This window comes from Acinetobacter lwoffii (assembly GCF_022809915.1).
Taxonomy (GTDB): domain Bacteria; phylum Pseudomonadota; class Gammaproteobacteria; order Pseudomonadales; family Moraxellaceae; genus Acinetobacter; species Acinetobacter lwoffii_M.
The window spans coordinates 24685-46693 of the sequence record NZ_JALGQY010000004.1 but is presented as its reverse complement, the minus strand read 5'-3'; the positions used below and the strand labels follow the sequence as shown (position 1 = coordinate 46693).

The window sequence follows — 22009 nt, the reverse complement described above, 5'->3', positions numbered from 1 at the left end:
GATCCAAGTAATGCTTTTTATGACACCGATGTTGCACAATAGCATAAATTTAGTGAAATGATGACCTGATATGTCTTTCTTTGCATTGGGTGTCAACCATCAAACTGCCTCTGTAGAACTGCGCGAACAAGTGGCGTTTAACCCTGAAAAGTTAAGTGCCATTCTTGCCGAGCAAAGCCAACACCCTGAACTGAACGACATGGTGGTGGTGTCTACATGTAACCGGACCGAAGTTTACGCCATGTCTGACAATGCTGACATGGTGCTGAACTGGCTCGCCCAGAAAAATGGGGTGGATGTCAAACAACTGCAACATCATGTCTATCGTTATGAAAATGCCCAGGCAGTGACGCATCTGATGCGCGTCGCCAGTGGACTGGATTCACTGATGCTGGGTGAACCACAAATTCTGGGACAGGTCAAAACTGCACTTTCTCTGGCCAAAGACTCCCATACGGTGTCGCGCGATCTCAACCGGATTTTTGAATATGCTTTTTATGCCGCTAAACGCGTGCGTTCGGAAACGGCTGTCGGCAGTCATGCGGTCTCGATGGGCTATGCGGTGGCGCAACTGGCCTTGCAAGTATTTAGTCATCCGGACAAGCTGACCATTATGGTGGTAGCAGCCGGGGAGATGAACAGTCTGGTGGCCAAACACCTCGCAGAGATGGGGGTGGGCAAGATTATTATCTGTAACCGTACCCGCGAGCGTGCGGATATTCTGGCACAGGAAATTGCACATCGAGTTGAAGTCGAAATTATAGATTTTGATCAGCTTGCAGAAAATCTGCATCGTGCCGATGTCATTTCCAGTTGTACCGGCAGTTTGCATCAGGTGATTCACTATCCTGATATCAAGGCAGCATTAAAGAAACGCCGTTACCAGCAGATGCTGCTGGTCGATCTGGCAGTGCCACGCGATATTGATGCCAAAGTAGAAAGCCTGGACGGGGTTTATCTGTATGGGGTCGATGACCTGCAAAGCGTGATTGAGGAAAATCTGGCACAGCGCCGTCAAGCGGCTGTTGAGGCTGAGATCATGGTCAATCAGCTGGCTACAGAACTGATGACCCAGCAAAAGGTCAAACAGGCCGGGGCGACCATTCATGCCTATCGTGACCACGGGGAAACATTACGTCAGGAAGAATTGTCACTGGCAATGCAGCGTATTGCCAAGGGCGAAAAGGCGGAAACGGTACTGGCCGAGTTTTCACATCGTTTAACCCAAAAACTGTTGCATCCAACTTCTATTGTGCTGCGTGAGGCGGCCAAAGCGGAAGATCCTACCTATTTTGAGCTGTTACAGGAAGAACTGGGCAATGTAGTCGCGAAGCGTCGTAAAGCCAGGCATTCGTTTTAATCAGCATGATGAGAAGCTTGGTTCTTTGCTGATTTGTACTTCAACATAAAACCCAGCCTGATTATTTGAGAAAATTATAAATAATAATGTGAGCTAGCAGTGACTTCATTGGATTCAAAAGAATCAATAATTTGAAAAATTAATCTTCTAACAGGGTCATCGAGCGTTTGCGGTCAATCTCATAAATCTGCATTTTCAGGTTTTTCATTTCTGCAATACTGTTAAATTTCTTGGATTTAATCTTGTTTTTTAAACACTGATATTGCAGCTTAGTTGAAAAATCAGCCGCGAGCTTATCGGCCTGTTCCGGCGATGAGGTGTAATCGCTGACATTGGCATGCTGCAGAATATGCTGCAGTTCATGATGATGGGCTGCGCAGGCACCGAGCACATAATAGATCGACAGTTCAGGATCATCCGGCAAGTCATCAAAAATCACATTCAGAATATTCAAAATCTTAAACAGCAATTGATCTTCCGCTACTAGCGCGCGCAGTGGTTCAAAATGAATATACAGATAAGGATGATTCATCAAGATCGCAATCACATATTCTTCAGCATCAATTTTGGTACTAAAGCTTAAAGATGCATCTGTATTGACCTTAGGTTGCCATTTACGATTAAAGCCCAGTTTTTCGCGGAAAAATTGCTGCAGCAGATAACGGAAGGAGCCGTGTTTGGGCAGTAATTCGGTCAGATTTTTTAGTTCACCCATAACCTGACTCTTGCCTTCTGGGGTGGTGATATCCTGATTTTGGGTCAGATGGGCAAACACGAAGTCCGACATCAACGGTGCCTGATCCAGCAAGCGTCTGAAGTTTTCTATCCCTTCACGGCGGATCAATGAATCTGGGTCATGGTCAGCGGGCAAAACAAAGAACTTCAGCTCTCGGCCATCATTCAGCAGGGGCAGGGCAATGTCCAAGGTACGGCGCGCTGCTTTTTGACCGGCAGCATCCCCATCAAAGGCAATGGTCAGCCGGTTGCTCTGCTTGAACAGAATATTCAGGTGGTCGGTATTACTCGCTGTGCCTAAAGTCGCCACTGCGCCATGAATGCCATATTGCTGAAGCGCAATCACATCCATATAGCCTTCGACCATCAGCCATTCTTGGGCTTTCTGTTTGCGGCCCTCATAGAGGCCGTACAGCAACTGGTTTTTATGGAAGACTTCAGAATCTGGCGAGTTGATGTATTTCGGCTTGATCTCGTCATTCAGGGCACGGCCGCCAAAGCCGACCACACGGCCCTTGGTATCACGGATCGGGAAAATGACTCGTTCACGCAGTAGGTCAAAATCACGGCCACTGTCGCTGGTGCGAATCAGACCTAAAAGTTTTAAGCCCTCAATATCCTGAGGAAAGGCTTTTTCCAGATGTTGCCAGTCTTCAGGCGCATAGCCTAAGCGCCAATAGGCAATGGTCTCTGCAGTCAGACCACGCTGCTTGAAGTATTGCTGGGCACTCGGGCTATTTGGGAGTTGGCGCTCATAGAACTGCGCGATATTTTCTAGCAGGTCGTAGAGGTTACCGTCTTGCTGAACTTCCGCCATCTGTAGGTGTTCAAAAGAAGCAAAAGGGTCACCATAAAAATCCTGTTCGACTGTCTGAAACTCTGCAAATGGATCGAAACTCGCCGTAGATGCAGCATTATTATTTTCTGTTGGAGCGTTATTCTGTTGCGGCTGAGCTTGTGGTGCAGTTTGAGCAGGCACGATTTTGGGTTTGGCTGCTTCACGCTTATATTTTAATTTATTGGAATCAGTATTGTCTTTAGGCAGTTCGATGCCCGTCTGGCTGGACAGGTCTTTCATCACTTCGACAAAATTACGGCTGCCAATGTCCATTAAAAAACGAATGGCATTACCGTTGGCCTGACAGCCAAAACAGTGAAAATACTGTTTATCGCGATAGACGTGGAAAGATGGTGATTTTTCCTGATGGAAAGGGCAGCAGCCTGAATAAGTACGGCCTGTTTTTTTCAGTTTTACGAATTGACCAATCACATCGACAATATCGGTGCGATCGAGAATCTGATCAATCGTATGTTGAGGAATGGCCATGGTCTGCTGAGCTTCTCGTGCTGGTATCTAAGGTCTAAATCACTGAAAAAATGAAAATAGTCTGGCTGAACATTGAATATTTCAAGTTCCTTTGTATACCTTTTGCACGATTTGTTCAAGCCTGGGCCAGACAACGCAAAAGGGCAAGTATGATACCTTGCCCTTGAGGAAAATGCACCTGTAAAGCGCTGTCTTATTTGCTGATGCTGCCGGACTTATTTAGCTTTATTCAGCCGTTTTAGGACGATCCAGCAAACCAAATGAAATGCGATTGGTGATGCTGCGCTTTTCAGTTTCTGGCGTATCCGATTGTGCATCGGTGTCGGTTACAGTCTTGGCTTCTTTACCAAAAATACCCAGTGTCGCGCGGTTAAAGAAACTGCTTTCGCTCCGCGCTGCACGCAGATTCACCGTACCATCTGATTTCACCAGATTCGGATAATTCAGCTTTAAAACATCCACATATTGCTGAGAAGTCGCTTTATCACCTAGCTGATCATAGCCATAAGCAACTGTTGCGAGTGCTTCTGGAATCTGCGGAGTTTGTGGATAATGTTCAATTACCCATAAGCCACGTTCAACTGCTGCCAGATACGCCTTACGTTTGATGTTAAAACGTGCTGCGTTCATTTCATGCTCAGCCAGTTCCTGGCCGATAAACTGCATACGTTGTGCTGCATCGACTGCATAAGTACTCGATGGATAGCGGCGAATGAAATCAACAAAATTCTGGTAAGCCACTTTCAGGTAGCTGACATCACGATGCGACTGTTTCAGTGAAGTATAACGCAGCAGGCCGTTATAGTTCTGTTCCATATTGGCGACACCGCGTACATAGTAAGCATAGTCGACATTTGGATGTTGCGGGTTCAGACGGATAAAACGTTCTGCCAGTGCAACCGCACCTTCATAATCTTTTTGCTGGAATTTCACATACAACAGTTCAAGCTGCGCTTGCGGGGCATACTGACTGGTCGGGAAATAAGTTTCCAGCGCTTCTAACTGTTTTGCTGCATCGGTATATTGATTACGATCTAGCGCTTTCTGTGCTTTTTGAATATAAACCTGTTCGCTAGATTCCGGACCTTTATCCACGACTTCTTTTTTTGGATTACTGCTACAGCCTACCATTGCCGATGCAATGCCTAATGTCACAGCAAGCATTGTCATTTTATAATGTGGTAGCGACATAAAAATTCCTCTGTTAATACGGGCAATGAGCTACAATTGCACTATTAAACCACTTTTGTCTGAATGAGCAAATGAGTCAAGCACAATCTTCCAATTCTAATATCCCTGATACTGATTTCAATTTACTTGAAGATTCTGAGGATGCAGATAACCATACTTCAGAAGCAACTGCAACACGTTTATCGTTGCAATTTCAACTGGATGAAACTTATATCGGGCAACGGATCGACCAGATTGCCGCAATGGTCTGGAGCGATTTTTCTCGAGAAAAATTAAAGCAATGGATTAAAGATGGCAATTTATTGGTGAATGGTCAACCGGTTAAGCCGAAATTTAAAAGTGATGGTTTTGAAACCCTGACTTTAAATGTTGAGCTTGAAGCGCAAACGCGCAGTCTGCCGGAAGATATTCCACTGGACATCATCTATGAAGATGATGACATTATGGTCATCAACAAACCAGTCGGTATGGTGGTACATCCGGGCGCTGGCAATAGTTCTGGCACCTTGGTGAATGCTTTATTGCATCACTATCCGAAATCGGCTGAACTGGCGCGTGCAGGTCTGGTACATCGTATCGATAAAGACACCAGCGGTCTGTTAGTCGTCGCCAAAAATCTGGAAGCACAATTTGCCTTAAGCAAACAGCTTGAGAAAAAATCAGTATATCGCCTGTATGACTTGGTGGTTTACGGCAATATTATTGCTGGCGGTACCATTGATGAACCAATCAAACGCCATCCGGTGGATCGTGTGAAAATGACCGTACTTCCAGGTGGTAAAGACGCGGTGACGCATTACAATGTCAAAGAGCGTTTCCAGCATTTTACCCGTGTTCAAGCCCGTCTGGAAACTGGACGTACCCATCAGATCCGTGTGCATTTTAGCTATATCGGCTTTGGCTTGGTGGGCGATCAGGTGTATATGCCACGTGTCCGTATGCCTGCAGGTGCATCGCAATTATTAGATGATACTTTGCGTGGCTTCAAGCGTCAGGCTTTGCATGCTGTACAACTCGGTCTGACCCATCCGCGTACCAAAGAAGAAATGACCTTTGAAGCACCGTGGCCGGAAGACTTTGCCAATCTGGTTGAAGTGCTGCGTACCGAAAACAAAGCCTATTAATCTTTTTATTTAGCTCGCGTCAAAGCAAGGAATCGAGATGCAATTTGTACCAGGACTTCCACAAGGTGTGTATGTCGGCCAGACTCGCGTTCACCATGCGAAAGTACAGCCATCCGCACAGCCTGAGCTTGCAGGTTTTAACTTGGCCTTGCATGTGCAGGATAATGCGCTACGGGTACAACAGCATCGTATGGCTTTATTGCAGGATTTCGCTGCCTTTGGCGTAGATAAGATTACCTGGATGACCCAGACGCATAGCACCATTTGTCATAGCATTAATGAGCAGATGCCATTTACCGCACTGGTCGGAGATGGTCTGGTGACGCAGCGCAAGGCGCATGCCTTGATGATGATGACTGCAGACTGTTTACCTGTGGTAATGGGGAATGCGAAAGGTACGGAAGTTGCCAATTTGCATGCCGGCTGGCGTGGTCTGGCCGGTGGGATTATTGAAAATACCCTTGTAGCCATGCAAACTCCGCCGACCTGGGCCTGGCTCGGGGCGGCCATTAGTCAGCCATGTTTTGAAATTGGCGCTGAAGTAAAAGCTGCTTTTTGTAGTAAATATCCTGAACTGGACAGTGCATTTCAGGCGGGTGAACAGGCAGGTAAATATTATGCCGACCTGTATGCCATTGCACGTTATATCTTGCAACAACACGGCATAAATACCGTATTGGGTGGGAATCAGTGTTCTTATCGCCAGCCAGAGGAATATTTCTCTTATCGCCGTGAGCCAAAAACAGGGCGTATGGCGACATTCGTGTTTATGGCATGAAAATGTTAAACTTAACTGAATTTTTTGGCTTTTGAGCGTTATGTCCCTATCTTCCAAATCTGTTGCGATTGTTTATCACAGTCCTTATGGACACACGGCTAAAGTGGCAAATTTTATTGCCGATGGTGCACGGGAAACCGGTGTTCAGGTGCATATGATGAATGTCGAACACATAGACTGGGATGTACTGGATGCCGCCGATGCAATTATCTTTGGTTGTCCGACCTATATGGGTAGCCTGACCTCTGCCATGAAGCTGTTTATGGAACAATCTTCCAAGCGCTGGTTGGCACGTACCTGGCAGGGCAAACTGGCTGCCGCCTTTACCAATGGTGGCGGACTCAGTGGCGACAAGCTGGCGGTCCTGCAGCAAATCAACCTGTTTGCGATGCAGCACGGGATGTTGTGGAGTGGATTGCCATTAATGCCGACAGGACGTGCAGTGACGGACCTGAACCGGATGTCGAGCTTTTTGGGTTTAATGACCCAGTCGGATAATGCCCCGGTTGAAGTCACTCCACCTGAGGGCGATTTAAAAACCGCGTTCTGGTTTGGGGAATATATTGCCCTGACTCTGGCGCGACTAAATACCCCTGCTTAAAGCCATAAAAAAACCTCCAAATGCGGAGGTTTTTTTATATTCAACTTTTAATCCATTATTTATGGAAAATTCGCGCTTTATCACGTTGCCAGTCACGGTCTTTTTCGGTGGCACGTTTGTCATGAAGCTGCTTACCTTTGACCAGAGCAATTTCCAGCTTGGCATGTGGACCTTTCCAGTAGCAGGCCAGTGGAACGCAGGAATAACCTTTCTGGTTAATCGCACCCATCAACTTTTCAATTTCACGGCGATTCAGCAACAGTTTGCGGGTACGGGTTGCTTCAGGCACCACATGGGTCGAAGCACTTAACAAGGGCTGAACCTGTGCACCAAACAAGAACGCTTCACCATTTTTAAAGGTAATATAACTTTCTACAATGGTCATGCGACCAGCGCGCATTGATTTGACTTCCCAGCCTTTTAATGAAAGCCCCGCTTCAAATTTCTCTTCAATAAAATAATCGTGGCGGGCACGTTTATTCAGTGCAATGGTACCGCCATTATTTTTTTTTACTACAATAGATGCTTTCGCCATAATCTGATACTTCCAAACGTGCTGCTATTGTACCGCAACTAGAAATAAGGTGAAGTTTTTTAAATTAATGAGGATTATTCACCAAAAAAACAAGTTTTTGCTAAAATAAGATTCTACATAACAAACAGAGTACAAATGGATGTCTAAAACTCGTGTGATTTATCCGGGGACTTTTGATCCAATTACCAATGGACATATTGATTTGGTAACCCGCGCAGCGCGAATGTTTGATGAAGTCGTGGTAGCCATTGCTATCGGTCATCATAAAAATCCGGTATTTAGTCTGGAAGAGCGTGTCGCATTGGCGAAAGAGTCATTGAGTCATTTGGACAATGTTGAATTTGTAGGTTTTGACGGTTTGCTCGTCAATTTTTTCCGTGAGCAAAAGGCGACTGCTGTATTGCGTGGTTTGCGTGCAGTGTCTGATTTTGAGTACGAATTTCAGTTGGCCAATATGAACCGTCAGCTGGACTCCCATTTTGAAGCGGTGTTTTTAACCCCTTCAGAGCAATATTCTTTTATTTCATCCACTTTGGTGCGTGAAATTGCTCGACTAAGAGGTGATGTAACCAAGTTTGTACCACCAAACGTGGTTGCTGCCTTCGAGCGTAAACTTCAACAAGGTTGGTAGCGTGTCTTTATATATCACCGATGAATGTATTAACTGTGATGTCTGTGAACCTGTATGCCCGAATGAGGCCATCTATATGGGTGAACTCATTTATGAGATTCATCCAGACCTATGTACAGAGTGCGTCGGACATCATGATCAACCGCAGTGCCAGTTGTTCTGTCCGGTGGATTGTATTCCACTGGATCCGAATCATGTCGAAACGCAGGAACAGCTGCAAGCCAAGTATGAAAAACTGACTGCTCAAAAAACATCAAGCAATTAGTCTCGATATTTGATACTATGCCGCTCGAAGTGAGCCAGACGATCGCTGCTGTGGAGATCTCCGTGATTGAAGCAGGGGAGGAAAGTCCGGGCTTCATAGGGCAAGGTGCCAGGTAACGCCTGGGCGGTGCAAACCGACGGCAAGTGCAGCAGAGAGAAGACCGCCTTCATTATGTTTTCGAGCAATCGGAATCGGAGGTAAGGGTGAAAGGGTGCGGTAAGAGCGCACCGCATGGCTGGTAACAGTTCATGGCGAGGTAAACCCCACCGGAAGCAAGACCAAATAGGAATCCATTAGGCATGGCCCATGCTGGATTCGGGTAGGTCGCTTGAGCGCATGAGTGATTTTGCGCCTAGAGGAATGATCGTTCACGACAGAACCCGGCTTATCGGCTCACTTCAACAAATTTTGATCAAACAGCACAATATGGGGTTGACGTGATTTACAGAAAATCCCATAATGCGCGCACAGTTTAAGGCTATGTAGCTCAGTTGGTTAGAGCACCGCACTCATAATGCGGGGGTCACAAGTTCAAGTCTCGTCATAGCCACCATATTCTGAAAAAACCCACTCCGATTGAGTGGGTTTTTTTATGGCTTCAGAAAATTAAAATGATAAGATGATTGGAAAATAAGCAACTGAATTTTAAAAATAATGAATCAAAATCTTATTAAGTGGATTAAAGAAAACATTGGAAGTTGTTTGTCGTGGGCGATAACTATTGGATGGTTAATTTTTATATATTTTAAAATTCACAATGGCGTGCTGCCTAAAGATCTAAATGAGTTCGGGGATTTTATTGCAGGTGCTTTTGCACCTTTGGCATTTTTTTGGTTGGTAAGAGGATTTTATCAACAAGGTAAAGGGCTTGAGCAGAATTCTGAAGCTTTGAAGATGCAAGCAATAGAGTTAAAGAAAACAACTGAAGCTCTAGAATTGCAAGTGAAAGAAATCAAAGCTTCAGTTGAGCAGCAATCACGATTAGCCCAAGTGTATGAGGACGAACTTCAACAAAAACATTTTCAAGTGCAACCAAATCTTGATTATAGTTTTCAATTGCTTAGAGAGTATTTTAGGGAAGGGCCTATTACTGATGAAGAAAACACAGTCGTTAATACATATGAAGAAAAAATTGTTGAGTTGAAATTGGTTGTTGAAAATTTAGGTGAGATGGCTAGAAACTTAAATGTTAAATCGACAACATATCCTTACATTAGAAAAAATGAACCAAAATTTGATCATTCAGGTGTTTTAAATATTAATTTTGAGATTGATGGCCAAGCTGCTGCTGAACTAACGGAAGAGGAGTATCATGTGACTTTCTTATTTGAAGTTACTTATCAAAATGTGTATGGTAAAAAATACAGAGATCAACTTACCTGTGTAGTTGAGAGTGTATATGATTGTGAGACAAATCAAATATATTTAAGCCCTACATTAGAAAAACTCCATGCGATGATTATTTAATGTGAAACTTGAATATTTTTTACTGAAAATAACTGCTCAGCTATTCATAATTAGAACTGAAGAAATTCACTACTTTTTCAATATTATCCGTCTGTAACTGCTCACGCATCTTTAGAAACTGCTTTTCATCTATATCGTAGATTTTAAGTGAAAGCAGTTTTTCTATATCTTCCTGCGGAAAGCGATATTTAATAATTTTCGCAGGTACACCGCCAACAACTGCATAAGGTGGCACATCTTCAGTCACAACAGCACCTGTTGCGACCACAGCACCTTCACCAAGCTTTACACCGGGCATAATCATGGCACGAGAACCAATCCAGCAACCATCACCAATAATCGTGTCACCCGCAAGTTCAAAACCCCGTGTATCGAACGGAAATGCTGAAATCCAGTCGGTACGGTGTAATTGGTTGCTGCCCATCATAATCACGCATTCTGCGCCAAAACAGACGAAATTGCCGATATAGAGCTGATCAATCGGCTTCTCAGGCGTTGCAGGCTTATCATGTAAATAACGCACCACACAACGCTCAAAACCCTGATCCCAATAAGCTGAGTAGTATGAGTAATTCCCTTTAATGTGAATATTCGGATTTTTCACCGTTTTCGAAATAAACTCGAACTCACACCAATGCTTTACAGGAGAATTAATTAACTTTTCAGACATAAGGGAGATACAAAAAATAGTGAATAAGAAATTATACCTAATCGGGGTTTAAACTTGCTGAATAATATCTAAAAGACATTCGCGCACGCATAAAACAATGATTAAGCTGTGGTCGATGCTGGAGGAATACGAGCAATCACCTTAATTTCAAAATCAAAACCTGCTAACCACGTGACACCTACAGCTGTCCAATTAGGATAAGGCTTTTGCGTAAACACCTGATTTTTAACTTTCATGATGCTTTCGAACTGCTGTTCTGGATCAGTGTGAAAGGTGGTGACATCAACAATATCATCGAAAGTACAACCAGCCGCTGCCAAAGTTGCAGCTAAGTTTTTAAAAGCCTGTTCTACCTGTTTCTCGAAATCTGGTTCAGGAGAGCCATCTTCACGGCTACCGACCTGACCAGAAACAAAAAGTAAGTCTTCCGATTTGATCGCAGCAGAATAACCATGCTGTTCATAGAGGGCATGGCGGTCTTGGGGAAATATCGCAGTTCTAGTCATGTCTATTCTCATTCAATATCTAATTTATAAGTGAGTGAAAGCAATTTAACTTTCACATACGCATCGTATGTAAATATAATTGACATACGGCCCGTATGTCAATTAAAATTTTTGTGATGATGAGGTAAAGTAATTCATGTCTGTTCGTGAACAAAAAATGGCGGAAACCCGCAAGAAACTGATTGAAGTGGCACGTCGTACGTTTGCAGAATATGGTTATGCAGACACTTCAATGGATAAGCTCACGGCAGAAGCAGGGCTGACCCGTGGAGCGTTGTATCATCATTTTGGCGATAAAAAAGGCTTGTTTGCTGCAGTGGTCGACCAGATCGATTCGGAAATGGCTTCATCTGCCCAGCAGCATCTGGAGCAGCCTGCTGATCTGTGGGAAGGATTGATGCTAGAAGGGCGGACCTATATTCAAAATGCCTTAAATCCGGAATTCCAGCGCATTGTGCTGCGTGACGGGCCGGCTGTGCTGGGCGATCCTGCACATTGGCCAAGTCAAAACAGATGTTTGCAGTCCACGCGTGAATGTGTTGAACAATTATTGGCAGTAGACCGAATTAAAACAGTTGATCCAGAAGCTGCTGCGATATTTTTAAATGGTGCAGCAATGAATGCAGCACTCTGGGTGGCTTCTAGCGAACATCCTGAGCAAGTACTCCCTGAGGCCTTACATGCATTTAATTTATTTGCATCGGGGTTTTTAAAAGAAGCACAGAGCTAATCCATTTGTAAGAGGCGAATAAAGGTAAAAAACCCCTCAATCGAGGGGTTCATGCAAGCTTAAATATCTAAAATTTAGATATATTCAACTTTCACAATTTCGTATTCAACTTCACCGTTTGGTGTATTGATTTTCACATCGTCGCCTTCGTTTTTACCTAAAAGACCACGTGCGATCGGCGAGTTTACAGAGATCTTGTTAATCTTAAAGTCTGCTTCGTCATCGCCTACAATTTTATAGGTTTTCTGCTCTTCAGTATCCAGATTTTCAATCGTGACCGTTACACCAAAAACTACACGACCATTCTGTTCAAGTTCTTTGACATCGATCACCTGAGCTGCACCCAGTTTGCCTTCGATGTCCTGAATACGGCCTTCACAGAAGCCTTGCTGTTCACGTGCTGCATGGTATTCTGCATTTTCTTTTAAGTCACCGTGTTCACGAGCTTCTGCAATTGAAGCTGTAATACGTGGACGATCCACTGTTTTCAGTTGGTGTAATTCTTTCTCTAAGGCAATTTTGCCTTCAGGTGTCATAGGATAACGTTGCATGTTGTCCCTCAAAAGTCAGTTGAAAGATATAAAATCTATAAATAAAAAAAAGCCCGCCACCAAGAAGGTAGCGGGACTTCTTGGAAGCGAATTAACCTTTAGTTAGGTCTTGCAAACGATATACATCCATCGGCAATTTAATTGCTAAAGCTTGGCATACTGCATCTGCACCATTCAATGTAGTTGTGTTATACACTTTACCTTGAAGTGCTGAACGACGGATCGAGAATGAGTCTTCTTGTGCCTTTTTGCCTTCAGTCGTGTTAATCACAAGGTGGATTTCGCCGTTTTTGATACGGTCCACAATGTTAGGACGACCTTCAGTCACTTTATTGACACGTTCACATTCAAGACCAGCATCGCTAATCACTTTAAATGTACCATCAGTTGCAAGAATCTTGAAGCCTAGGTCAATCAATTGTTTTGCAATACCCGCCGCACGTGGTTTGTCTGAGTCACGTACAGAGATAAATGCGTGTTTGACTTCACCTTCAGTTGGAAGACCTGGTAAACGCTCATTTGCACCTAAAACAGCTTTATAGAACGCTTCACCAAATGTTTTACCAACGCCCATCACTTCGCCAGTCGATTTCATCTCAGGGCCAAGGATCGGGTCAACACCAGGGAATTTGTTGAACGGGAACACGGCTTCTTTGACAGAGAAGTGCTCAGGAATAATCTCTGATGTAAAGCCTTGAGACTCAAGAGATTGACCCGCCATACAACGTGCAGCAACTTTCGCTAAAGATTCACCGATACACTTAGAAACGAATGGCACAGTACGAGACGCACGTGGGTTCACTTCCAGAATGTAAACGTCTTCACCTTTAACCGCAAACTGAACGTTCATTAAACCGATTACGCCAAGCTCTTTTGCCATTGCAACGGTTTGACGGCGCATTTCGTCCTGAATCTCTTTAGATAGAGAATAAGGAGGAATTGAACAAGCTGAGTCACCTGAGTGAATCCCTGCTTGTTCGATGTGCTGCATGATGCCGCCGATTACCACGTCTTTACCGTCAGATACGCAGTCTACGTCAACTTCGATCGCATCATCTAAGAAACGGTCAAGCAGAACAGGGGCTTCGTTTGATGCTTGAACTGCATCACGTAGGTAGCGTTTAAGCTCTTCGTCGTTGTATACGATTTCCATCGCACGACCACCAAGTACGTAAGAAGGACGTACCACTAATGGATAGCCTACTTTAGACGCTTCAGCCATACCTTCTTCAGCAGATTTTACGATGCTGTTGTTTGGTTGACGAAGTTGTAGACGTTGAATCATTTGTTGGAAACGTTCGCGGTCTTCTGCACGGTCAATCGCGTCAGGCGATGTACCGATAATTGGTGCACCAGCTTCTTCTAAAGCACGAGCCAATTTCAAAGGTGTTTGACCACCGTACTGAACGATAATGCCTTTCGGCTTCTCGATACGTACGATTTCTAAAACGTCTTCTAAAGTGATTGGTTCGAAGTACAAACGATCTGATGTGTCGTAATCCGTTGAAACTGTTTCAGGGTTACAGTTCACCATAATGGTTTCGTAACCGTCTTCACGCATCGCAAGGGCAGCGTGTACACAGCAGTAATCGAACTCGATACCTTGACCGATACGGTTAGGGCCACCGCCGATCACCATGATCTTGTCTTTGTTCGATGGATTTGCTTCACATTCTTCATCGTAAGTTGAGTACATGTAAGCTGTATCAGATTCGAATTCTGCAGCACATGTATCGACACGTTTGTAAACTGGAGTTACGCCCAGGTTCCAACGATGTTTACGGAATTGCTTTTGTGAAATACCCATCAAGTCTGCAATGCGAAGATCTGATAAACCTTTACGTTTAAAGCTACGGATATTCTCCGCATTTAAATCACCAAAACCTAAAGTTTTGATTTGGTTTTCAGTTTTAATGATGTCTTCGATTTGAATCAAGAACCAGCGGTCAATGTTCGTTGCAGCGAATACTTCGTCTAAAGTAAAGCCGTGACGGAATGCGTCGCCCACGTACCAAATACGCTCTGGACCTGGCACTTTAAGTTCTTGCAAGATTTTGTCGCGCGCGCCTTCAGCACCCACTTCAATTTTTTCGTCAAAACCAGAAGCGCCAACTTCAAGACCACGAAGGGCTTTTTGTACAGATTCTTGGAAGTTACGACCAATCGCCATCACTTCACCGACAGATTTCATCTGTGTGGTTAAAGTCGCATCAGCTTGTGGGAATTTCTCGAAGTTAAAACGAGGAATCTTGGTTACAACGTAGTCAATTGCAGGTTCAAACGATGCAGGTGTTGTACCGCCAGTGATGTCGTTTTTCAACTCATCAAGCGTGTAACCAACCGCTAATTTCGCAGCGATTTTTGCAATTGGGAAACCAGTTGCTTTAGAGGCAAGGGCAGATGAACGTGATACACGTGGGTTCATCTCGATCACAACCATACGACCAGTATTTGGACAAATACCGAACTGTACGTTAGAACCACCTGTTTCTACGCCAATTTCACGTAGTACAGCTAAAGATGCGTTACGTAGAAGTTGGAATTCTTTGTCTGTCAATGTTTGCGCAGGAGCAACAGTGATTGAGTCACCAGTGTGTACGCCCATTGGGTCAAAGTTTTCAATCGTACATACGATGATACAGTTGTCGTTTTTGTCACGAACAACTTCCATCTCGTACTCTTTCCAACCAATTAAAGATTCATCGATCAATAATTGTTTAGTCGGAGAAAGATCGAAACCGCGTTCACAAATTTCGATGAATTCTTCTTTGTTGTAAGCGATACCGCCACCAGAACCACCCATGGTGAATGATGGACGGATAATCACTGGGAAGCCGAAACGTGCTTGAATTTCTAAAGCATGTTCCATTGACTCAGCAACGTCAGCTTTTGGACATTCAAGACCAATTTTACGCATTGCCTGGTCAAACAGTTTGCGGTCTTCAGCTTTTTCAATCGCTTCTTTGGTTGCACCGATTAATTCAACATTGAATTTTTCTAAAATGCCGTGCTCATCGAGGGCAAGGGCACAGTTCAATGCAGTTTGACCACCCATGGTCGGAAGAACAGCGTCTGGGCGTTCTTTCTCAATAATTGCTGCAACAGTTTGCCAAGTAATTGGCTCAATATAAGTTGCATCTGCCATGGTTGGGTCGGTCATGATGGTCGCTGGGTTCGAGTTGACCAAAATAACGCGGTAGCCTTCTTCACGAAGGGCTTTACATGCTTGAGCACCTGAGTAGTCAAACTCACATGCTTGACCGATGACAATCGGACCAGCACCAATAATCAAGATGCTTTTAATGTCAGTACGTTTAGCCATGATGCTTCCTTAATTACTTCTTAGATGCTTCGATAAGTTCGATGAAATGATCGAACAATGGTGCGCAGTCATGTGGACCCGGGCTTGCTTCAGGGTGACCCTGGAAGCTGAACGCAGGTTTGTCTGTACGATGGATACCTTGGTTGGTGCCATCAAACAGTGAGCGATGCGTTACACGCAACACATCAGGCAGATTGCTTTCATCGACTGCGAAGCCATGGTTTTGAGAAGTAATCATCACTGTACCAGTTTCAATGTTTTGTACAGGATGGTTGGCACCGTGGTGGCCGTGAGGCATTTTTAAGGTTTTAGCACCACTTGCAAGCGCAAGGATCTGGTGACCCAGGCAGATACCAAATACTGGAATTTCAGTGGTTTCTACAATTGTTTTTACAGCTTCAATTGCGTAGTCACATGCAGCCGGATCACCAGGACCGTTCGAAAGGAACACGCCATCTGGATTCAGTGCAAGTACATCAGCAGCAGGAGTTTGCGCCGGCACAACAGTCAGTTTACAACCGCGGTCTGCGAGCATACGTAAGATGTTGGTTTTGACACCGTAATCGTATGCAACAACATGGAATTTAGCTTCTGGTTGAGAGAAACCTTTGCCTAATGTCCAAGAGCCTTCAGTCCATTCAAAACCTTCAGGGTCGCAACATTCTTTTGCCAGGTCTAAACCGTTTAAACCACCAAATGCACGTGCTTTTTCAAGCGCTTCAGCTTCAGTGATATTTTCGCCAGCAAGGATACAGCCATTTTGCGCACCTTTATCACGTAAGATACGTGTCAATTTACGCGTGTCGATATCCGCAATTGCCACAACATTGTGTTGTACCAAATATTCAGCTAATGATTGGGTTGAACGGAAGTTACTGTGCAGTAAAGGCAGGTCACGAATGATCAATCCGTTCGCCCAAACCTTATGAATACGACCTGATTCAGCGTCTTCTTCATTACAGCCTGTGTTACCGATATGTGGGTAAGTCAGTGTCACAAGTTGCTGTGCATAACTCGGGTCAGTCAAAATTTCTTGATAGCCAGTCATGGCAGTGTTGAAAACGACTTCACCAGTCGTACTACCCGATGCGCCAATCGAAGTACCTTTAAAGATAGTTCCGTCGGCAAGGGCTAAAATTGCTGGGGTGCTCAAACCAAAGCTCCTGAAATTTAGGCTGTAAAAAAGCGAGAAGACGAAAAAAAAGGAAGGCTAATTTTTAAACCTACCCTCCTATGTCTGCTCGCTTGAACTTAACACGGCATTATACGCAGAACGACCCTTAAAGTCCAACGGCTTTGCAGCGAAAGTATGAGATAAATGGCTTGCTTTTTGCATGGAAGTCTGTTTTGTAGGCAATGTGAAAAAATGTAAGCAATTAATAATTGTCAGACAAATCAAATCTTAATTTTTATCAAATCTACTAATATAGCTTAGTCGATATAACAATAGGAACAAGACAAATGGCTACAGCACTTAAATCTACTACATCTAAAAAAATCACTCCGAGCGTGGTCACTGAAACTGCCGAGAAGCTTGAAAAAGTAGCAGTCGAGGCTAAAGATCAGGCAATTGAAACCATCGAGGAAAGTAAGGAAAAGCTTGAAGTTGAAGCCAAACAGTTAAGCGATACTGTGCAGGAACAATTGCGTCAATTTAAGCAGGAGGTGTTACAGCGTATTGATACTTTGAAGGAGCAGATTTTCGGTTCGCAGAAAGAATTAACTGAACTGAAAAGCTTTATCAAGACAGAATTCAACGCTGTCGTCGAAGACTTATCTAATCTGGGTAAAGAGTTGAAAGAGGATGTCAGTCAGATTTCGACCAAGCATAAGGAACATCTGACCGATACTTTTAAACGTTCTAAGGACAGTACCATTGAAGTACTGAAAAAAGTCAAACCCGTGGTGAAAACAGAGAGCTCAGACAAAAGTCCTGAGCTGAAAAGTTAGGCTGCGCTGAAAGGCCGCTATTTAAAAAGGAGAACAATCAATGTTCTCCTTTGTCTTTATGCAGCAAAACGGACTCACAATAACAATTAAAGGGGGTCACGATGCAACAGCATTTTGTAGGTGTACTTATTTTACTGATATTGATCATGCTACTGAATCTGGAAAGCGGATTGGGGCGCATACTTTATCTGGGTGTAATCGTATTATGTCTGGGAGTACTGGGACTGGTGTTTGGGACCATTCTTTTGATGATCATTACTTTTGCTTTTATTCTTTATGCTGCTGTGAAATCTATTCAGGAACAGCATCATCTGCATCATTAAAATATGAACGTTGAAAACGATAAAAAATCTAAAATAATTACATAGGGGATCAGTCATTGTTGAGCGATAAACAAAAACGTGAGACTTAAAGTCTCACGTTTTATTCGCCTGTTACACTTTAAATAGCTGATGCACAGCGTCAATCTATTTAAAACACATGCAACCAGTCACGTTTATTATGAAAATCTGCCTGAGGACTACTATGCTGCATGGCATAGAACTGCTCACCTTGCGAGGTTTTTAAAACAGCAGATAAACCCAGAAACAAGTTTTCCCATTTCAGTTTATGTGCTGCCATAAAATCAGTCAGATCCACACTGACATTAAGACCATAATGCGTACGTTTGAGCTGATTCAGCTCAATATCATCCGCAGCTTGCGGTGGCATATCTTCAGGATAACGGTATTCTTCGAATTGATAAGCCTGCCAGGCCTGAGAAGGGGAAAGATTAATCTCACGATAAAAATCTTCGCCCTGAACCCCAATAAAAATTTCAAAGCAAGTCTGTTCCCACAGGAAATCCTGACGGGGATGTGCCGTCACCATGTCGGGCCACAAGATGTACTGATTGGGATCACGGATCCAGAAGCCCACATTTAAATTGTATGGGCCTTGCTGTTCGATGGCGGCAACCAGAGAGATGGCCTGAAAACGGCGATCAAATGCGCTAAGCTCGTAACTTGCCATAAGTCCTGTACTTAGTTAGACAAATGAGCGAAACGGACAAGGTTGGACAATTTTTGGTTTTGTTTCGCAGCTTTCTTGTAAAGCAGTGCAATTTTACCAATAGTTTGAACCACTTCAGCACCAGTCGCTTCTGAAATTTCAGCAATCAGTGCTGCACGCGCTTCACGATCTTCAGCTACGATTTTCACTTTAATTAGTTCGTGATCGTTTAAAGCACGCGCCAATTCTTCGATGACATTTTCAGTCAGGCCTTTGTCACCCAGCATAACGACCGGGTTTAAAGCATGTCCGATTTGACGTAAACGCTTACGTTCCTGAATAGATAAAGACGCCATGAGAGATAACCTGAATTTTAAAACGGCTTAGTATAGCAAAAGCAAAAAACAAACGCTTTAAATTATCAGGAAATAATCATTTCCAATATCTCTTCATAACGAGCAAAACTCCTAGATTTAGATACACATGTATACTGCAAAATATGTCTTTTTCACGTACAATTAATAATTAGACGTTTTTTTATTTAGAGAGTTATGGCTACACGCATTACCAACCAAAAGTTATCTAAAAGTAGTCGTGATTGGATGAGAGAGCATTTAGACGATCCTTATGTGAAAAAGGCACAAAAGGACGGCTATCGTGCGCGTGCAGCATATAAGCTCTTAGAGATGCAAGAAAAGTACAAAATCATCAAACCCGGCATGACCGTGGTCGACTTGGGTGCAGCTCCCGGGAGTTGGTCACAAATCGCCGGTAAGTTGGTCGGCGACAAAGGTTTATTGATTGCATCTGACATTTTACCAATGGATGCATTACCTGATGTGACTTTCTTGCAAGGTGACTTTCGCGAAGAAGAAGTCTTCCAGCAATTGTTAGAAATTTTAGATGGTCGTACTGTAGACGTTGTAATTTCAGATATGGCCCCCAATACATCAGGTAATAAGGCTGTAGATCAACCGCGTCAGATTTACTTGTGTGAACTTGCACTGGATTTTGCCAACAAGGTGCTAGGCCCTAAAGGTCAATTTGTGGTAAAAGTTTTCCAAGGTTCAGGTTTTGACGAATTCCGTAAGCAAGTGGTTGATAGTTTTGATGTTCTGAAAACATCTAAACCTTTGGCATCACGTGCTCGCTCCAAGGAAGTTTTCCTGATCGGACAGGGACGTAAGAAGGCTTTAAAATAAGTCTACTTGCCAAGTCGTTAAAAATTGTGCATTTTGTACGTTTTCAGATAATTGTAAGTTGATTTACAGCTTAAGTATTAAGGTCACCCTGAACAGGGCATGATCAAATTAGATTGGAATGGGAATAAAGCTTTGAGCGATCTTTTTAAGAATGCCGTATTGTGGCTCGTGATACTGGGTGTGCTGGTGTTAATCTTCAGCAACGTCAGTGACCGCAATCAACCGACTACAATGAACTACTCAGAGTTTGTTGCCGCGGTCAATGCTGGCCAAATTAAACAAGTTGTGATTGACGGCGAAAGAATCCGTGGCGAAAAATCGAACGGTTCAGAGTTTGAAAGTATCCGTCCGGCAGTTCAGGATCCTGAACTGATGCCAAGCCTGATTAAAAATAATGTTGTGGTTGAAGGTGAAGCACCACAACGTCAAGGCTTGCTCATGCAGTTGCTTATTGCAAGTTTCCCTGTACTTTTAATCATTTTGTTATTCATGTTCTTTATGCGCAACATGGGTGGCGGTGCAGGTGGTAAAAACGGCCCAATGAGTTTTGGTAAATCTAAAGCCAAAATGCTGTCTGAAGACCAGATTAAAGTCACTTTCACTGATGTTGCTGGTTGTGACGAAGCCAAGCAAGAAGTCGTTGAAATCGTAGATTTCCTGAAAGATCCAACCAAATTTAAACGTCTGGGTGCGAGTATTCCACGCGGTGTGTTAATGGTCGGTCCTCCAGGTACGGGTAAAACCCTACTTGCCAAAGCCATTGCCGGTGAAGCGAAAGTTCCATTCTTTAGTATTTCAGGTTCTGACTTCGTTGAGATGTTTGTCGGTGTCGGTGCATCCCGTGTTCGTGACATGTTCGAACAGGCGAAACGTCATGCGCCATGTATCATCTTTATTGATGAGATTGATGCAGTCGGTCGTCATCGTGGTTCAGGTACTGGTGGTGGTCACGATGAACGTGAACAGACACTGAACCAGATGCTGGTTGAAATGGACGGCTTTGAGGGTAATGAAGGCATTATCGTGATTGCTGCAACCAACCGTGCAGATGTACTGGATAAAGCACTTCTTCGTCCAGGCCGTTTTGACCGTCAAGTTGTGGTTGGTTTGCCAGACATTAAAGGTCGTGAACAAATCCTGAATGTACATTTGAAAAAATTGCCTTCAGTGACAGGTGTGGATGTTAAAGTTCTTGCACGTGGTACACCGGGCTTCTCGGGTGCGCAATTAGCAAACCTGGTGAATGAAGCTGCTTTATTTGCTGCACGTCGTAACAAAAACACCGTCGATATGCATGACTTTGAAGATGCAAAAGACAAGCTATATATGGGTCCTGAGCGTAAATCGATGGTACTTCGTGATGAAGAGCGTCGTGCGACGGCTTATCATGAAGCAGGGCATGCGATTGTTGCTGAAAGCTTGCCAGGTACAGATCCTGTGCATAAGGTGACAATCATGCCACGTGGCTGGGCTTTAGGTGTTACCTGGCAGCTGCCTGAATTTGACCAGACCAGCCATTACAAAGACAAAATGTTGAATGAACTTTCGATTTTGTTTGGTGGCCGTATTGCTGAAGAAGTCTTCATTAACCAGATGTCGACCGGCGCTTCAAATGACTTCGAACGTGCAACCAAAATGGCACGTGCGATGGTGACCAAATATGGTATGTCGGACAAACTCGGTGTCATGGTCTATGAAGAAGATGCACAGCAATCTTTCATGGGCAGTATTGGTAGCCGCAGTATTTCGGAAACCACACAACTAGAAGTCGATCGTGAAATTCGTCGAATTCTAGATGAGCAATATAAAATCGCACGCGATATCTTGGAAAGCAAAAAAGATATTGCCCATGCGATGGTGAAAGCCTTGATGGAATGGGAAACCATTGATCGTGATCAAATTCGTGACATCATGGAAGGTCGTGAGCCTCAGCCACCAAAAGTCTATGTTGCGGAAAATCCTGTGATTGATGTAACCCCAGATGATGGTCCGTTGACTCCTCCGCCATTGCCAGCGAACTAAGTTCAATAAAAAAACCACCTTCGGGTGGTTTTTTTATGCTTGTCATTTTTGT

22 protein-coding genes, 1 tRNA gene and 1 other RNA gene are annotated in these 22009 nt (G+C 43.9%); 14 read left to right on the top strand and 10 right to left on the bottom strand.

The features are described 5' to 3' along the window. Window positions 1-70: 70 nt before the first annotated feature. Window positions 71-1360, top strand: a complete 1290-nt coding sequence (gene hemA, locus MTX11_RS03830) for a glutamyl-tRNA reductase (protein ID WP_243474410.1) — start codon at window positions 71-73, stop codon at window positions 1358-1360. Window positions 1361-1499: 139 nt separating this feature from the next. On the opposite strand, the gene MTX11_RS03825 is transcribed toward hemA, so the two are convergent. Continuing rightward, the gene (locus tag MTX11_RS03825; RefSeq protein ID WP_243474409.1) at window positions 1500-3422 is read right to left on the bottom strand and encodes a DNA primase; all 1923 of its coding nucleotides are present in this window, start codon (window positions 3420-3422) and stop codon (window positions 1500-1502) included. A gap of 225 nt (window positions 3423-3647) precedes the next feature. Continuing rightward, window positions 3648-4613 (bottom strand): outer membrane protein assembly factor BamD, encoded by a 966-nt coding sequence (locus tag MTX11_RS03820; protein ID WP_243474408.1) that lies wholly within the window; start codon window positions 4611-4613, stop codon window positions 3648-3650. Window positions 4614-4684: 71 nt separating this feature from the next. Between MTX11_RS03820 and rluD the strand changes: the two genes are divergently transcribed. From rluD to MTX11_RS03805, 3 genes are read left to right on the top strand one after another with little or no spacing between them, the layout of a single operon-like run. After that, on the top strand, window positions 4685-5737 hold the full coding sequence (gene rluD, locus MTX11_RS03815) for a 23S rRNA pseudouridine(1911/1915/1917) synthase RluD (protein ID WP_180180448.1): 1053 nt from the start codon (window positions 4685-4687) through the stop codon (window positions 5735-5737). Window positions 5738-5774: 37 nt separating this feature from the next. After that, window positions 5775-6515, top strand: coding sequence for a peptidoglycan editing factor PgeF (pgeF, locus tag MTX11_RS03810; protein WP_243474407.1), 741 nt, complete (start codon window positions 5775-5777; stop codon window positions 6513-6515). A 40-nt stretch (window positions 6516-6555) separates the two neighbouring features. Continuing rightward, window positions 6556-7116 (top strand): flavodoxin family protein, encoded by a 561-nt coding sequence (locus tag MTX11_RS03805; protein WP_243474406.1) that lies wholly within the window; start codon window positions 6556-6558, stop codon window positions 7114-7116. Window positions 7117-7171: 55 nt separating this feature from the next. Here MTX11_RS03805 and smpB read toward each other — a convergent pair whose 3' ends face one another. Continuing rightward, window positions 7172-7651, bottom strand: a complete 480-nt coding sequence (smpB, locus tag MTX11_RS03800) for an SsrA-binding protein SmpB (protein ID WP_004280586.1) — start codon at window positions 7649-7651, stop codon at window positions 7172-7174. 139 nt (window positions 7652-7790) lie between these two features. On the opposite strand from smpB, the gene coaD reads away from it, so the two are divergent. The 5 genes from coaD (at window position 7791) to MTX11_RS03775 (ending at window position 10014) form a co-directional block, all read left to right on the top strand. Continuing rightward, the gene (coaD, locus tag MTX11_RS03795; RefSeq protein WP_004280585.1) at window positions 7791-8282 is read left to right on the top strand and encodes a pantetheine-phosphate adenylyltransferase; all 492 of its coding nucleotides are present in this window, start codon (window positions 7791-7793) and stop codon (window positions 8280-8282) included. Between the two features lies 1 nt (window position 8283). Further along, window positions 8284-8547, top strand: coding sequence for a YfhL family 4Fe-4S dicluster ferredoxin (locus MTX11_RS03790; protein ID WP_004280584.1), 264 nt, complete (start codon window positions 8284-8286; stop codon window positions 8545-8547). A gap of 26 nt (window positions 8548-8573) precedes the next feature. Further along, window positions 8574-8951: RNase P RNA component class A (rnpB, locus tag MTX11_RS03785), an RNA gene on the top strand. 72 nt (window positions 8952-9023) lie between these two features. After that, window positions 9024-9100 (top strand) — tRNA-Met (locus MTX11_RS03780). A gap of 101 nt (window positions 9101-9201) precedes the next feature. Continuing rightward, entirely contained in the window at window positions 9202-10014 is an 813-nt protein-coding gene (locus MTX11_RS03775) for a hypothetical protein (protein WP_243474405.1), read from the top strand. 40 nt (window positions 10015-10054) lie between these two features. Here MTX11_RS03775 and MTX11_RS03770 read toward each other — a convergent pair whose 3' ends face one another. Continuing rightward, window positions 10055-10684 (bottom strand): CatB-related O-acetyltransferase, encoded by a 630-nt coding sequence (locus MTX11_RS03770; RefSeq protein ID WP_243474404.1) that lies wholly within the window; start codon window positions 10682-10684, stop codon window positions 10055-10057. Window positions 10685-10785: 101 nt separating this feature from the next. Beyond that, complete coding sequence (locus tag MTX11_RS03765) at window positions 10786-11190, bottom strand: RidA family protein (RefSeq protein WP_004280579.1); 405 nt, start codon at window positions 11188-11190, stop codon at window positions 10786-10788. Between the two features lie 136 nt (window positions 11191-11326). On the opposite strand from MTX11_RS03765, the gene MTX11_RS03760 reads away from it, so the two are divergent. Continuing rightward, the gene (locus MTX11_RS03760; protein ID WP_243474403.1) at window positions 11327-11920 is read left to right on the top strand and encodes a TetR/AcrR family transcriptional regulator; all 594 of its coding nucleotides are present in this window, start codon (window positions 11327-11329) and stop codon (window positions 11918-11920) included. 74 nt (window positions 11921-11994) lie between these two features. Here MTX11_RS03760 and greA read toward each other — a convergent pair whose 3' ends face one another. The 3 genes from greA to carA form a co-directional block, all read right to left on the bottom strand. Next, window positions 11995-12471 (bottom strand): transcription elongation factor GreA, encoded by a 477-nt coding sequence (greA, locus tag MTX11_RS03755; RefSeq protein ID WP_005103954.1) that lies wholly within the window; start codon window positions 12469-12471, stop codon window positions 11995-11997. 91 nt (window positions 12472-12562) lie between these two features. Beyond that, on the bottom strand, window positions 12563-15793 hold the full coding sequence (carB, locus tag MTX11_RS03750) for a carbamoyl-phosphate synthase large subunit (protein ID WP_243474402.1): 3231 nt from the start codon (window positions 15791-15793) through the stop codon (window positions 12563-12565). A 13-nt stretch (window positions 15794-15806) separates the two neighbouring features. Continuing rightward, window positions 15807-16946, bottom strand: a complete 1140-nt coding sequence (carA, locus tag MTX11_RS03745) for a glutamine-hydrolyzing carbamoyl-phosphate synthase small subunit (RefSeq protein ID WP_243474401.1) — start codon at window positions 16944-16946, stop codon at window positions 15807-15809. A gap of 308 nt (window positions 16947-17254) precedes the next feature. On the opposite strand from carA, the gene MTX11_RS03740 reads away from it, so the two are divergent. Beyond that, on the top strand, window positions 17255-17743 hold the full coding sequence (locus tag MTX11_RS03740) for a hypothetical protein (RefSeq protein ID WP_243474400.1): 489 nt from the start codon (window positions 17255-17257) through the stop codon (window positions 17741-17743). A gap of 101 nt (window positions 17744-17844) precedes the next feature. Next, window positions 17845-18066 (top strand): hypothetical protein, encoded by a 222-nt coding sequence (locus tag MTX11_RS03735; RefSeq protein WP_004280572.1) that lies wholly within the window; start codon window positions 17845-17847, stop codon window positions 18064-18066. Between the two features lie 148 nt (window positions 18067-18214). Here the strand turns inward: MTX11_RS03735 and MTX11_RS03730 are convergent, their stop codons facing one another. Further along, the gene (locus MTX11_RS03730; protein ID WP_243474399.1) at window positions 18215-18754 is read right to left on the bottom strand and encodes a DOMON-like domain-containing protein; all 540 of its coding nucleotides are present in this window, start codon (window positions 18752-18754) and stop codon (window positions 18215-18217) included. An 11-nt stretch (window positions 18755-18765) separates the two neighbouring features. Further along, complete coding sequence (yhbY, locus tag MTX11_RS03725; protein ID WP_004280569.1) at window positions 18766-19089, bottom strand: ribosome assembly RNA-binding protein YhbY; 324 nt, start codon at window positions 19087-19089, stop codon at window positions 18766-18768. Between the two features lie 195 nt (window positions 19090-19284). Here yhbY and rlmE point away from each other — a divergent pair, with 195 nt between their 5' ends. Together rlmE and ftsH are read left to right on the top strand one after the other, a co-directional pair. Further along, window positions 19285-19935, top strand: a complete 651-nt coding sequence (gene rlmE / locus MTX11_RS03720; protein ID WP_004645756.1) for a 23S rRNA (uridine(2552)-2'-O)-methyltransferase RlmE — start codon at window positions 19285-19287, stop codon at window positions 19933-19935. 132 nt (window positions 19936-20067) lie between these two features. Next, window positions 20068-21957, top strand: a complete 1890-nt coding sequence (ftsH, locus tag MTX11_RS03715; protein WP_148334263.1) for an ATP-dependent zinc metalloprotease FtsH — start codon at window positions 20068-20070, stop codon at window positions 21955-21957. The last annotated feature ends 52 nt before the right edge of the window (window positions 21958-22009 follow it).

Bases quoted from the DNA above. Each gene is read 5' to 3' on its own strand.
- hemA (WP_243474410.1), top strand. From the start codon at position 71: ATGTCTTTCTTTGCATTGGGTGTCAACCATCAAACTGCCTCTGTAGAA.
- MTX11_RS03825 (WP_243474409.1), bottom strand. From the start codon at position 3,422: ATGGCCATTCCTCAACATACGATTGATCAGATTCTCGATCGCACCGAT.
- MTX11_RS03820 (WP_243474408.1), bottom strand. From the start codon at position 4,613: ATGTCGCTACCACATTATAAAATGACAATGCTTGCTGTGACATTAGGC.
- rluD (WP_180180448.1), top strand. From the start codon at position 4,685: ATGAGTCAAGCACAATCTTCCAATTCTAATATCCCTGATACTGATTTC.
- pgeF (WP_243474407.1), top strand. From the start codon at position 5,775: ATGCAATTTGTACCAGGACTTCCACAAGGTGTGTATGTCGGCCAGACT.
- MTX11_RS03805 (WP_243474406.1), top strand. From the start codon at position 6,556: ATGTCCCTATCTTCCAAATCTGTTGCGATTGTTTATCACAGTCCTTAT.
- smpB (WP_004280586.1), bottom strand. From the start codon at position 7,651: ATGGCGAAAGCATCTATTGTAGTAAAAAAAAATAATGGCGGTACCATT.
- coaD (WP_004280585.1), top strand. From the start codon at position 7,791: ATGTCTAAAACTCGTGTGATTTATCCGGGGACTTTTGATCCAATTACC.
- MTX11_RS03775 (WP_243474405.1), top strand. From the start codon at position 9,202: ATGAATCAAAATCTTATTAAGTGGATTAAAGAAAACATTGGAAGTTGT.
- MTX11_RS03770 (WP_243474404.1), bottom strand. From the start codon at position 10,684: ATGTCTGAAAAGTTAATTAATTCTCCTGTAAAGCATTGGTGTGAGTTC.
- MTX11_RS03765 (WP_004280579.1), bottom strand. From the start codon at position 11,190: ATGACTAGAACTGCGATATTTCCCCAAGACCGCCATGCCCTCTATGAA.
- MTX11_RS03760 (WP_243474403.1), top strand. From the start codon at position 11,327: ATGTCTGTTCGTGAACAAAAAATGGCGGAAACCCGCAAGAAACTGATT.
- greA (WP_005103954.1), bottom strand. From the start codon at position 12,471: ATGCAACGTTATCCTATGACACCTGAAGGCAAAATTGCCTTAGAGAAA.
- carB (WP_243474402.1), bottom strand. From the start codon at position 15,793: ATGGCTAAACGTACTGACATTAAAAGCATCTTGATTATTGGTGCTGGT.
- MTX11_RS03740 (WP_243474400.1), top strand. From the start codon at position 17,255: ATGGCTACAGCACTTAAATCTACTACATCTAAAAAAATCACTCCGAGC.
- MTX11_RS03735 (WP_004280572.1), top strand. From the start codon at position 17,845: ATGCAACAGCATTTTGTAGGTGTACTTATTTTACTGATATTGATCATG.
- MTX11_RS03730 (WP_243474399.1), bottom strand. From the start codon at position 18,754: ATGGCAAGTTACGAGCTTAGCGCATTTGATCGCCGTTTTCAGGCCATC.
- yhbY (WP_004280569.1), bottom strand. From the start codon at position 19,089: ATGGCGTCTTTATCTATTCAGGAACGTAAGCGTTTACGTCAAATCGGA.
- rlmE (WP_004645756.1), top strand. From the start codon at position 19,285: ATGGCTACACGCATTACCAACCAAAAGTTATCTAAAAGTAGTCGTGAT.